Origin of the sequence: Paenibacillus sp. FSL W7-1088, from assembly GCF_037969855.1 — a bacterium.
Classification (GTDB): Bacteria; Bacillota; Bacilli; order Paenibacillales; family Paenibacillaceae; genus Paenibacillus.
Genome location: NZ_CP150216.1, coordinates 4380857 through 4392880 on the forward strand (window position 1 = coordinate 4380857; position 12024 = coordinate 4392880).

Genomic DNA, 12024 nt, shown 5'->3' on the forward strand with positions numbered 1-12024 from the left:
TGTGTTACCCTCCAGAACGTACGCGGATCCAGGGACGTCCATCATCCCACTGGATATCAACCGGAACATCGTACGTATGCTTAATTGTATCTTGTGTTAAAACTTCATGTTTGGGACCTGCCGCAGCAATACGTCCATCGCGGATCAAGGCCACATGTGTGAACAAAGGTACGATCTCTTCAACGTGATGCGTTACATAAACGACAGTGATATTACGCTTACGCAATCGATCAATTTCGGCTAGCATTTTCTCACGTTCATATAAATCAAGTCCAGCACAAGGCTCGTCCATAATCAGCAATTTGGGATCTGCCATCAATGAACGAGCCAGCATTACTTTTTTGCGTTCCCCTTGAGAAAGGGTGCCGAGCGGATGATTAGCCAGTTTTGCAAAGCCCATTTCATCAAGCAGTTTCATCGCTTTGGCTTTCACATCATCCGGAATCGTCTGATAGAAACGCAAAAAAGCATAAGCTCCTGTTGCGACAACTTCCCATACCGGATCTCGAGGTGTCAGCTTCTCAATCAATGTCTGACTGATATAACCAATCTCTTTCCGTACCTCCCGCACGTCACATTGACCATAAAGGTTGCCCAATACTTCAATGCGCCCCTGACTGGGAAACATATATCCATTCATCATTTCCAGCAGCGTTGTTTTACCTGAACCATTGCGCCCAAGAATCACCCAATGCTCGCCTTTTTTAACATGCAGATGAACGTCATCCAGAATCTGATTGTCTTCCCGTCTAAGAGAGACATGCTCCATCGAGATTACACTCATTTTAGCACCGCCTTTCGGATTTCCCCTAACAGATGCTCAACAGAGTTCATCCGATAGACCATTCTGGGCACATCATGTTCTCCATCAAACAGCATAACCGCAGGCACGCTTGAAATCTGAAACTGCTGAACAAGTTCCGGGATATCGTGAATATTCATCTCGGTCAGAATCCCTTCGGGCAGCAGATGTTCGGCGATCTCAAGCATTCGACGTGCTGCTGCGCAAGTTCCGCACAGCGGGGTATAGATAAATACAGCCTGAGGCATGCCTTCCCATACTCCACGCATTAACATTTTGGTCGTAATCGGCTTCATCAGCTTTCTTCTCCTGCAGCAACACGAAGCATAACCTCACCCGACATCGGACCATTATGGACGGTGACAGAGTCTGGTTTATTGCTGTACAACAATTCGTACATTTGACGTTTGCCATACATGCTGGACGTGTGCAAATAGATCTGACGTGGAAACAAACCTTCCCGGACGATCGAAGCAGCAACTTCTCCGCCATTCGGCGAATCTGGACCCAATTCATAATCCAGAGATAGAATGTCCACATCACCTTCTCTAAGCAGCATCAGGCACTCTTCTGCATTGGTAGCCAAAACAAACCCTTTCGGACATGCCCGGTAATCATCCAAAAAAACATGCATTACAATCGCTCCTCTCCCCATTTAAAGCCAGGAACGCATGAGCTCAATGTCTCCACGGTGTGTTCCATCTTCGCCTGATTCGGTTTCCAGCACAACTACTGCTTGCTGAAATTCAGGCGCACATAACAGTTCCTGCATCGCTTTTTTTCCTATATAACCCTGTCCAATCCGTGCATGTCTGTCCTTGCATGAACCGGAAGGATATTTCGAATCATTAAAGTGAACAGCCGCAAGAGCATCCCAATATCCCAACAATCTGCCTTTCTCCAGCATGGATGTCTCATTGCCTGACGTCCACATGCCTGAAGCAAAAGCATGACACGTGTCAAAACAAAAAGCAATATGTTCAGGATACCGGCTTAGCTTACGAATCTGTATCAATTCTTCCATCGTTGTCCCCATGGGACCATGATCTCCAGCCTGATTTTCAAGCAGAACCTTAGCCTGTCCATTCCAATCTGCTAAAGCGGTATCCAGACAGGATATGAGATTCTGATATCCTTCAAGTGGTTCATTGCTCTTGAGATGTCCAAAGTGAACTACAGTCCCTACTGAACCACAGGCATCTGCAATATGCAGATCATTTTGTATCGATGCGATGGTTGCATGAAAACCCGCCTCTCCTCGGGTTCTGCCAAAAGCCGGATTCGTGGGATAGGGTGAGTGGGCAATGGAAGATATCCCTTGCGTCTCACACCAATCCCGACACTGTTCAGCATCTTTGAGGTCCAGTTCTTTCAAGCCAAGGCTCCGCGGGTTCTTCGGAAAATATTGAAATGCCGTAGCCCCCATATCATATGCCCGTTTGGCTGCCTGTAGAAATCCACCTCTGGTGCTGACATGTGCCCCGATTCCGCTTTTAGGCCTCATGCTGGCAATCCGGACAGAAAAAAGCCTTCTTGCCCGTAATTTCCACGCGTGCTATCGTTCCCCCACAACGAGGGCAAGTTTCCCCTTCACGATCATACACTCGACACTGCTCGTCAAAACTTCCCGTCTTGGTGTCTCCCTGCATCAGCGGCATTTCCATATAACCGCCTTCCGATGCAGCTTCCCGCAACACGGATTGCACAGAATGGTACAAACGTGCTGTGAGTTCAGGCGAAGCGGCAATATTTTGCGTCTTGGAGCTTGGTCTCAGGCCTGCTGCAAATGCAATCTCATCTGAATAACAATTTCCGATGCCTGCAATAATGTGCTGGTTGACCAGTGTAGTTTTGAGTGTCCCCCGACGTCCTTTCAACAGGGCAGCAAAACGTTCTGCATTCATGCGCCGATCAAGAGGTTCAGGTCCAAGGTCAGACATAGCCTCTTCCGTCTCTTTGGAAGTAAGCAGATGCAGATATCCTAAACGGAGCCCGATAAAGAATAACGTATATTCTCCAAACTGAATTTCCACTTGAGTGGAGCGATCAGGACGTTCAGCTTCTGTGCCCCAGAAAATCATTCCACCCAGCATGAGGTGCAGGACAAGCCGCTTACCATTAGCCAGGTGAAAGATCAGATGTTTGGCCCGGCGCTCTACAAATATGATACGATTGCCTGTCAGTTCACGTGTGAACACATCAGGATCGATATTAATCGACTTTTCACGGTTAACCACCACACCTGTAATCGGCAAATCGAGTATTTTCTCGGACAGCAAGGTCCGGTAGTTTTCCATTTCCGGCAATTCTGGCATCGTACATCTACCCCTTCTTGGATGCTTGGCTTGTCGTCTGCGACAGCCACTCAATCAGTTTATGCAAATCTTCAAACACATGATCAGGACGAACCTTGGTCGCCTGGATGTGACTATCCATATTGTCTCGTGTCGTTATTCCGGTAAGAACCAGCATTGTCTCGCATCCTGCCGCAGCTCCTGCCGCAATATCTGTACGCATATTGTCTCCGATTACAGCAACTTCATCAGACTTTAAGTTCAATCGGCTAATGGCAGACTTCATAATAATACTTGAAGGTTTGCCAATGACGGTAGGGTGAACTCCGGTTGCAGCTTCTATCGCTGCCCCAATCGTTCCCGCTCCTGGCGTAAGTCCATCATCAGAAGGAAGTTGCAAGTCCGGGTTGGTCATGACAGATTTAGAACCACCGTTGATCCAGCGGAGCGCTTTGGTCAATTTATGATAGGAAAATTCACGATCAATCCCTTGTATTACGTATTCAGGTTCATCATCCGTTAGTGTAAGCCCTGCAGCTTCTATAGCTTGCAACAGCCCCTCTTCTCCGATACAAGCCACTTTCGCACCTGGAGACTCTTGGGCCACGTATTCCGCAGCCGCCACCGCAGAAGTACATACCTGTGATGCATCGGCAGGGATACCCATCCCGTTCAGATGATCTGCCACACCTTGCGGAGTACGCGAAGAATTATTAGTCACAAACAAATAAGGCATGCCTTGTTCATTCAATGTCTGAATAAGCTTATCGGCTCCTTCGATACGATGTCTGCCATGATAGAGCGTACCGTCCAGGTCGATCAGATAGGCCTTAATCATATACAGCACTTCCTTTCTTTATTTCATTAACATTTCATGTCATTAACCATTTGCCTCGAACTTCAATGCCAACCTATGTATACAGTACAAGAAAATAGCTAGCTCGCATCTGCACGTAACACGTCGAACCGAATCGAACACAGACGTCTGGCCCCGCGCGCCTTCTGTACAAGCTTGTCATTTCCTGCGCTTTCCCGGAAAATAATTTGAATCATTTCCCTGCTCATATTGCCCATCCTACACGCTTTCCGGCCAGATTGCAAAAGGGACCTCGGGAGTAACTTCCCCTCAGTCCCGTGCAATTAACGGCTTCTTCTTCCGTCGTGTTTGGCTGTACTGTTTCGCACATCCACCATTAGGATTCGCTCTTACGGTGAACAACTGGAATAAGCTCGTGCTCAATCGCAAGTGTTGTATTCGGGAATATCGACTGTGCTTCTTCCAGAAGTGGCTGCAGCTGATCCTCATCTTTGTAACGAGAGCTAAAATGGGTCATGATCAGTTGTCCTGCACCTGCCGCTCTTGCCGCCTCAGCCGCTTGCTTCGATGTACTATGATAGTACTCATGAGCCGTATCAGCCAAATCATGCAGAAACGTAGCTTCGTGCACAAGAACATCCGCATTTAGTGCAAGTGGCTGTACATTTTCACATGGACGCGTATCTCCCAAGATGGTAATGACCATCCCTCGCTTGGGTGCACCCAACACATCTTCTGGGCGAAGGAAGTCCCCGTTGTCGAGGGTAATCGTTTCTCCCCGCTTCAAGCGACCAAATAGCGGCCCTGGCTTCAGGCCATACTCAGCCAGTTTTGCAGGATCCAGACTGCCCGGACGATCCTTTTCGGTAATCCGATACCCATAACTGTCGATACGATGTTCCAGCAACGCAGATTCCACAATGAAGCTCTCGTCTTCGAAAAGCACTCCGCCTGTATGCTCTACAATGCTTAGATCATAGTTTAGACGTGATTGACTCAGCTCCATGGTTGTCATGATCATTCGTTCAGTTCCTGGCGGACCATACACCGTTAACGGCGTAGTACCACCCTGATATGCTCTGCTGGAGAGCAGACCTGGAAGTCCAAATACATGATCTCCATGTAAATGGGTTATAAATATTTTCTCCAATTTGCTCAATTTAAGCGGAGAACTTAAAATCTGATGCTGGGTTCCTTCCCCGCAGTCAAACAACCACAATGCTCTACGCTCATCCAACATGCGCAGCCCTATGGAAGTTACATTCCGCTGAAGCGTCGGTACACCAGCGTTAGTTCCCAGGAAATATAGTTCCATCTGGATCGCACCTCTTTCTGCTGCCAGCAAAAAGCCTCCGACAATGCGGAGGGCTTTGCCTGACCTTTTACTTTTAAGCCTTATCCACGTTAAAATACTTCGCTTGCGGGTGGCTGAATACCATCGCTGATACGGATGCTTCAGGTTCCATCATGAAACCTTCAGTCAATTCCACACCAATATCCTCAGGCTGTAACAACTTGAACAGCGGCCCTTGGTCTTCCAAATCGGGACAAGCCGGATATCCGAATGATACCCTGATTCCCTGATAGCGTGCTCCATGACGCTGCTTCATGGTCATCTGTGCTGGATCCGGGAATCCCCAGATATCTCTCATCATATGATGAACCCGCTCAGCTAATCCCTCTGCTACTTCAAGCGCTACGGATTGCAGAGCATGTGAGCGAAGATAATCACCTTGCTCCTTCCAAGCTGTCGATAACTCCCGTACACCGTGCCCAGCCGTAACGACCATGAAACCAACGTAATCCATTTGTCCGGATTCCACTGGCTTCAAGAAATCGGACAGGCAGAGGTATGGTTCAACTTTTTGACGAGGGAACGTGAATGTATGCAGGATATTGCTTGTATCCTCCGGGTCATAGATAATGACGCTGTTACCGCTGGACTGAGCAGGGAAGAAACGATACATCGCATGAGCCTGAATAATCCCGTCACGAACAGCTTCCTGCATAATATCATCCACTACCGCTTTCAGGTCAGTAGCTTTCTGATCACCCGAAGCAAGCAACTGCTCTACTGAGCCACGCAAACCAAGATGGTGACCTAGCAACATCTGCATGTTCACATACGGTAAGATGTGTGATAGCGGATAATTTCGCATAACATGTCGTTCCAGATCCGGCGGAACAAGGACCGGGTTGTCTATTGCGATATCCGAACGTTCTACCCGTGTAAGCTCAGGAAGTGAGGTAACGGTTTCTGCACCAGCTGCGTCCGCCTCTTTTTCTGCGTCCATCTCCAGCTGCATCACTTCACGAGTGCTTGGGTTCATGAGCTTGTTGGCCAAATCCAGACCGTCCATCGCATCTTTTGCATATACAACCATGCCGTTATATTCCGGGCGTATACGATTCTTGGTGAATTTGCGTGTCAATGCCGCTCCACCAACCATAATAGGTACATCAATTCCTGCTGTACGCAAGTCCTGAGCGGTAAGAATCATCTGCTGCGCCGATTTTACCAACAGACCGGATAGACCGATCGCATCGACTTTTTCTTCTCTGTACGCCTCGATAATTCGCTCTGGTGGTACTTTTATACCCAAATTAATGATCCGGTAACCGTTATTGGAAAGGATGATCTCCACAAGGTTTTTGCCGATGTCGTGTACATCGCCCTTGACCGTCGCCAGAATAATTTTCCCTTTAACTGACGTCTCATTCTTCTCCATGAACTGTTCCAAATAAGCTACCGAAGCCTTCATGACTTCCGCGCTCTGAAGCACCTCTGCTACGATCAACTCATTATTGTTAAACAGTCGCCCTACTTCTTCCATGCCCCGCATCAGCGGTCCATTGATTACTTCAAGGGCTGTATATTTGGTCAGTGCCTGCTCCAGATCGGGCAGCAAGCCTTCTTTACTTCCTTCAACAACATAGGATGCGAGACGTTCTTCCAACGACAGGTTCGAAATCTTTTCTTTTTTCTCGACCTTTTTGTTACGGAACGCCGCTACGAAAGCAGCCAGTGTCTCGTCATTCGTATTATATAACAGCTCTTCCGAGAGTCTGCGCTCTTCTTCCGGAATGGATGCATAACGCTCCAGCTTCTCTGTATTAACGATGGCATAATCGAGACCTGCTTTGGTACACTCATATAAAAATACAGAGTTCAGCACTTCACGCCCTGCTTCAGGCAATCCAAATGAAATGTTACTGATCCCCAGTATCGTATGACATTCAGGCATCGCTTCTTTAATGACACGAATACCTTCAATTGTTTCTTTGGCGGAACCGATATACTGTTCATCGCCCGTCCCTACTGGAAACACCAGGGTGTCAAAAATTAGGTCTTCTGCTTTTAACCCATATTTGTTCACCAGCAAATCGTAAGATCGCTTGGCTACCTCCAGCTTGTCCTCACGACTAATGGCCTGACCACGTTCATCAATCGTTCCGACAACGACAGCACCGCCATATTTATGCAAGAGCGGAGTGACCAGCTCGAACTTTTCCTCGCCGTCCTCAAGGTTAATGGAGTTAATTATCGCTTTACCTTGAGAGTATTGCAGTGCAAGATCGATAACGGCTGCATCCGTCGTATCGATCATAAGTGGCACCTTTACTTTTTTGACAACAAGTTCAAGGAATTTCTCCATATCTTCGGCTTCTTCACGGTCCGGGTCTTGAACACAAACGTCGACAACATGTGCCCCATTTTTCACCTGAGCCCGAGCAATTTCCGAAGCTTCTTCATATTTCCCTTCAACAATAAGACGCTTGAATTTCCGTGATCCAAGTACGTTCGTACGTTCCCCAACCATGTAAGGGCGATTGTCCTGTTCAACGTAGACTGGATCAATTCCCGACAATGCTGGTGGATGTGTTCCATTCATTTCTCTTGGAGGGTACTTGGCAAGTGTATCCCGCATTGCCCGAATATGTGCAGGTGTTGTTCCACAGCAGCCACCCGCGATGTTCAACCAGCCCTGCTCGGCAAAAGCACCGATCTTCTGAGCAAGCGAATCAGGGGATTCATGGTAATTACCGTTTTCATCCGGAAGACCTGCATTTGGATAACAACTTACTGCAACTGAAGCCATCCCGGAAAGCGAGCGAATATGGTCACGCATGAATTCCGGACCTGTAGCACAGTTTAGTCCCACTGAAATTGGGTTAAGGTGTTCTAAGGATATATAAAAAGACTCAATATTCTGACCAGCGAGGGTTGTACCCATCGGTTCGATCGTTCCTGAGATCATCAAGGGAAGTTTGATACCACTTTGCTCGAATGCCTGTTGAATTCCAATGCTACCTGCTTTTACATTAAGCGTATCTTGTGAGGTTTCAAGCAGCAGCGCATCAACGCCTCCCTCAATTAAAGCAAGCGCTTGCTCAAAATAACTGTCGATGAGTTCTTGGAACGTTACTCCACCTGTTACAGACAGCGTTTTGGTAGTAGGGCCCATAGCGCCGACCACATAACGCGGAGACTCCGGTGTCGAGAATCGATCCGCGGCCGCTTTTGCAATTCTGGCTGCTTCGAGATTAATTTCATGTGCACGGTCCTGAATGTCATATTCAGCAAGTACAACTGAAGTTGCACCAAACGTATTTGTTTCAATCAAGTCAGCACCGGCTTCCAGATATTCCTCATGAATACGCTGGATCAGCTCTGGACGTGTAAGTACAAGCATTTCATTACACCCATCCAGGTCTTCTCCGCCAAAATCTGCGCCTGTGAGTTCAACCTGCTGAATCATTGTCCCCATTGCACCGTCGAGGATCAATATTCGTTGTTTTAATGCATCATGTAAGCTAAGCTTATCCAATATCGTCACCTCCGCAAAACGTTAAATCTTAGTTTAACAGAAACTAACTTAATGTGAAAGATCGGGTTTGATCAGTCCCCTGGCGGTTTTTGTTGAAGTTCGAATCAATATGTGAATCGACAAAAATAGAGGAATCCGATATAATAGCGATTAAACCAAGTGGAAAAGAGGGAAAGAACATGGCTGAAATTGTAATCCGAAATACGAACGAACGTATCACTGGAGACGAAAATGTTCGAAATTTCTTAAACAAATATGATGTATTATTTGAAAAATGGGACGCGTCCAAATTAAACACTGATCTGCAAAACAACTTTGGACTCACCGATGAACAAAAAGAAGAAGTCCTAAAAACTTATGACTATGAAATCAGAGACTTGGCTGCACGTCGCGGATACCAAATCTGGGATGTAATAACGTTATCAGAACAAACACCAGATATTGAAGAGAAGCTTGCCAAATTTGAAGAGATTCACACTCATGCTGAAGATGAAATCCGTGCAATTGTAGCCGGCAAAGGAATCTTTGTCATCAAAGCTACAGATGATGTAGGTTACTTTAATGTAGAATTGTCTCCTGGAGACGTTATCTCGGTACCTGAGAACACCCCACACTTCTTCACATTGATGGAGAATAAACAAATCATTGCCGTGCGGCTGTTCATTGAAAAAGATGGCTGGATCGCAGATCCGTACCCTGATCCAACGTTTATCAAACAAGCCTAATAAGCAAATTATATTATTTGCTCAACAAACCCCTGTTCAATTCGAACAGGGGTTTCTGCATATGGAGAAAGTATACAACATTTGATGTTTTATATAAAATAATGCGGATATTTCGCCTTCATCTTCTCTTGTTCAACAACAACGAGTCTGAGATGAGCTTCCATAACCTTAACAGCTCGCTCGGTTTCACGTTCCGTGATGAGTCGGTATATTTCTTTGTGTTGTGAAATAATAACCTCTGCATCGGAATCTTCAGACAGGCGTAACAAACGAAGGCGATTAAAGGGAATATTGAGCTGCTGCAGCATTTTCCATGTTCTCATTTTTCCTGTGCCTTGAAACAATATTTGATGAAACTCTTCATCCAGTTCAAAAAGCCGATAGAAGTTATTTTTGCCTATACATACTTCCTGCATGGCAATATTGGTTTCAAGTCTGAATCTGAATTCTTCCGGAAAAGAAGCACAAGCCAGAGTAACAATTTCCTTCTCCATCTTCTCCCTCATAAACCTGCCTTCTTCAACATGCTCCAGATTAATATGGGACACGATGGTTCCACTCTGTGGAATGATATCCAGTAATTCTTCTTCGGCAAGCTTCATGAATGCTTCACGTACTGGCGTTCTGCTTACTTGCAATTCATCGGCAATTTCCTTCTCGGAAATCTTGGTACCAGGCTCAAGTTCAAGGTGCAGAATTCGTTCCTTTATCAGATTGTATGAATAATCCCGAGTCGAACCTCTAATCTTTTGATTAAGTGACATTCCGTAACCTCTTCCTCTCAGCCGTATTCATCCATCTTAGCACAATTTGCCGCTCCACTAAAATTCCCTCAGTGAAACGGCAATGGGCAAATTTCAATTCAGAACTACTGTTGCTTGTTTTCTTTGTACTTCTTATACGTGTCGTTGGCAAGCTGCAAATATTGAGACAATCCTTGGCTTTCCAATTCTTTTACAAATGCATCAAACTCGGTAAGTTTGCGTTCTCCCAAAATGAATTTAAGTGTATTTTGATCCGAAAAATCCTTGAGTGGTGTACTGAGCAGCGTGACTTGTTCACGATCGATATCCGAATAGGGAATTGGTGGCTCTGCCGGAATCACTTCTTTTGTATCTTTCATGTCTTGTTGGAATTTCAGTTCTTCCTCACTAAACATGGATTGCAGCAAATCTGTTGTGCCTCCATATGCAAACACACCACCAGAGAAGCCGTAATCTATACGCAAATCTTTCGTGCCCTTCGGATTCAATCCGTTATAATTCACGTCTTCTGCCAGTTTACGAACGCCGTCCTTTTTGGTGAAGGTTTCCCCTTCAACACCCCATTTAGCAAATTCCTGACCTTCATCACTATAATATAACCAGTCAATAAATTGCATGGTTGCTTTAAAGTTTTCGCTGTCTTTAATTTTCCCGGAAATCATGACACCGTTTTCAAGCCTGGAGCCAGACATCAGTTGGCCTTTTGGACCACCAGGGACCGTAATTTTGGCGATGGAGAAATTCCCTTCTCCCAACGTTTTGTTCATGTCATTGCGGTGGAGTACTAACGTTTGTGAGTTACCATTGATCATGAATGATTTACCAGAAACGAATTTTTGTGTAGCCTGATCATCGTCTTGCGTGAAGCTTTCCTTATCCAGAAGTCCTTCCGATACAAGCTTGTTGAAGTAAGTTAACATATCTTTATATTCCGGTGTTGTAGCCGTGTATACAAATTCATCCTTGTCTGCCTGATATGTCAGACCATTACCGAATCCCCATCCGGCTTTTGTCCCAAAACCAATAGCTGCAATACCCAGCGTACTATTGAACTTGAAGCGATCCGAGAATGGAATGGAATCCGGATAAATTTCTTTCAGCTTTTTGGCTGCCTCATACAATTCATCCCATGTCTTCGGAATGGCAATGTTATTTTTCTCAAAAATATCAGTTCTTACAATAAGCGTATAGTCTGGCCATACCTCTTCGTGTAAACCTGGAAGTACATAATATTTCCCATCTTCTTGTCGAAGGCCCTCCAGCTCATCCTGAAGTCCCCATTTCTCTATTTTATCCTTGAAATTAGGCATCAAATCAACATAGTCACTCACTGGCAAAATCGCACCCGAGGATACAAAAGCCGCTTCTTCACCTGGATAGGTTTTCGGAATAACCAGTGGAGCATCTCCAGAGCTGATCAAAAGAGATCTTTTCTGGGGATAGTCACTCATCGGTACGATGGTAGGATCAAGCGTAACTCCGGTTTTTTCCGTGATTTTTTGGAACAGGAGCCAATCTTTCTTGTACGGGTATGCAGGCTGGTCACTGTACAGAATAGATAGATTAAACGGTTCAGTGGCTTTGAAGGTCTGCCCTACACCATAGGATTCCATGGCTCCCTTGGATTCTGGTTCGACTTTGTCTCCACCAGCTCCGCTGCTACATGCTGCCAGAACGACACTCATCATTGTTGCCAATACCATCTTGCCTACCAGCTTACGTGGTCTCTGTTTCATTCAATTCTCCCCCTGCATGTGGTTTAGATTGGCCTTACAATCAAGATGTTGAACTAT

The 12024-nt window shown here is 45.9% G+C and carries 12 protein-coding genes; 1 reads left to right on the plus strand and 11 read right to left on the minus strand.

Annotation, left to right across the window (positions count from 1 at the left end; genetic code table 11):
- Positions 1 to 4 precede the first annotated feature (4 nt).
- From MKY42_RS19580 to metH, 9 genes are all read right to left on the minus strand, one after another.
- Positions 5 to 784 carry an ATP-binding cassette domain-containing protein gene (locus tag MKY42_RS19580; protein WP_179264238.1) on the minus strand — a complete coding sequence of 260 codons (780 nt, stop codon included), beginning with the start codon at positions 782 to 784 and terminating at the stop codon, positions 5 to 7.
- Positions 781 to 1098, minus strand: a complete 318-nt coding sequence (locus tag MKY42_RS19585; protein WP_053780884.1) for a thioredoxin family protein — start codon at positions 1096 to 1098, stop codon at positions 781 to 783. The genes MKY42_RS19580 and MKY42_RS19585 overlap by 4 nt, the downstream gene beginning before the upstream one ends.
- Complete coding sequence (locus MKY42_RS19590; RefSeq protein ID WP_179264236.1) at positions 1098 to 1436, minus strand: cyclic-phosphate processing receiver domain-containing protein; 339 nt, start codon at positions 1434 to 1436, stop codon at positions 1098 to 1100. The genes MKY42_RS19585 and MKY42_RS19590 overlap by 1 nt, the downstream gene beginning before the upstream one ends.
- Before the next feature lie 21 nt (positions 1437 to 1457).
- Positions 1458 to 2306 (minus strand): deoxyribonuclease IV, encoded by an 849-nt coding sequence (locus MKY42_RS19595; protein ID WP_339844090.1) that lies wholly within the window; start codon positions 2304 to 2306, stop codon positions 1458 to 1460.
- The gene (locus MKY42_RS19600) at positions 2296 to 3117 is read right to left on the minus strand and encodes a DNA-formamidopyrimidine glycosylase family protein (protein WP_090899911.1); all 822 of its coding nucleotides are present in this window, start codon (positions 3115 to 3117) and stop codon (positions 2296 to 2298) included. The genes MKY42_RS19595 and MKY42_RS19600 overlap by 11 nt, the downstream gene beginning before the upstream one ends.
- Positions 3118 to 3124: 7 nt before the next feature.
- Positions 3125 to 3934, minus strand: a complete 810-nt coding sequence (locus tag MKY42_RS19605; RefSeq protein ID WP_090899914.1) for a TIGR01457 family HAD-type hydrolase — start codon at positions 3932 to 3934, stop codon at positions 3125 to 3127.
- Between the two features lie 98 nt (positions 3935 to 4032).
- Entirely contained in the window at positions 4033 to 4161 is a 129-nt protein-coding gene (locus MKY42_RS19610) for a hypothetical protein (protein WP_257031370.1), read from the minus strand.
- A 128-nt stretch (positions 4162 to 4289) separates the two neighbouring features.
- On the minus strand, positions 4290 to 5228 hold the full coding sequence (gene rnz / locus MKY42_RS19615) for a ribonuclease Z (RefSeq protein ID WP_179264234.1): 939 nt from the start codon (positions 5226 to 5228) through the stop codon (positions 4290 to 4292).
- Positions 5229 to 5301: 73 nt separating this feature from the next.
- Positions 5302 to 8742 (minus strand): methionine synthase, encoded by a 3441-nt coding sequence (gene metH / locus MKY42_RS19620; RefSeq protein WP_339844093.1) that lies wholly within the window; start codon positions 8740 to 8742, stop codon positions 5302 to 5304.
- A 179-nt stretch (positions 8743 to 8921) separates the two neighbouring features.
- Between metH and MKY42_RS19625 the strand changes: the two genes are divergently transcribed.
- Entirely contained in the window at positions 8922 to 9467 is a 546-nt protein-coding gene (locus MKY42_RS19625; RefSeq protein WP_090899920.1) for a cupin domain-containing protein, read from the plus strand.
- An 89-nt stretch (positions 9468 to 9556) separates the two neighbouring features.
- On the opposite strand, the gene MKY42_RS19630 is transcribed toward MKY42_RS19625, so the two are convergent.
- The gene (locus MKY42_RS19630; protein WP_110001163.1) at positions 9557 to 10231 is read right to left on the minus strand and encodes a GntR family transcriptional regulator; all 675 of its coding nucleotides are present in this window, start codon (positions 10229 to 10231) and stop codon (positions 9557 to 9559) included.
- A 104-nt stretch (positions 10232 to 10335) separates the two neighbouring features.
- Entirely contained in the window at positions 10336 to 11967 is a 1632-nt protein-coding gene (locus MKY42_RS19635) for an extracellular solute-binding protein (RefSeq protein ID WP_339844097.1), read from the minus strand.
- Positions 11968 to 12024: the final 57 nt, after the last annotated feature.